The organism is Pseudoalteromonas sp. BSi20311 (assembly GCF_000239875.1).
Lineage (GTDB): Bacteria > Pseudomonadota > Gammaproteobacteria > Enterobacterales > Alteromonadaceae > Pseudoalteromonas.
Genome location: NZ_BADU01000148.1, coordinates 1 through 306, shown reverse-complemented (window position 1 = coordinate 306; position 306 = coordinate 1). Strand labels below are relative to the sequence as shown.

2 tRNA genes are annotated in these 306 nt (G+C 46.4%); both read left to right on the top strand.

Annotation, left to right across the window (positions count from 1 at the left end):
* Positions 1-125: 125 nt before the first annotated feature.
* Positions 126-201: transfer RNA gene (locus P20311_RS14640), tRNA-Gly, on the top strand.
* 18 nt (positions 202-219) lie between these two features.
* A tRNA-Cys gene (locus P20311_RS14635) sits at positions 220-293 on the top strand.
* Positions 294-306 lie beyond the last annotated feature (13 nt).

Below are 306 nucleotides of genomic sequence, written 5' to 3'. Positions count from 1 at the left end.
AATTATTGACCAAGTTAATTAAAAGTATGATAAATAACTATTTTATGCGGCACTAGCTCAGTTGCCAGAACGTTTTACCGCGACATTGTCGCGCACCAACGTACAAATTACTGATAAAGTTTTATGCGGCACTAGCTCAGTTGGTAGAGCGCGACCTTGCCAAGGTCGAGGTCACGAGTTCGAGCCTCGTGTGCCGCTCCAAATTATTTGAAATGTTTAGGCGGAATGGCAGAGTGGCCATGCACCGGATTGCAAATCCGTTTACCCCGGTTCGACTCCGGGTTCCGCCTCCAAATAATTACTCCA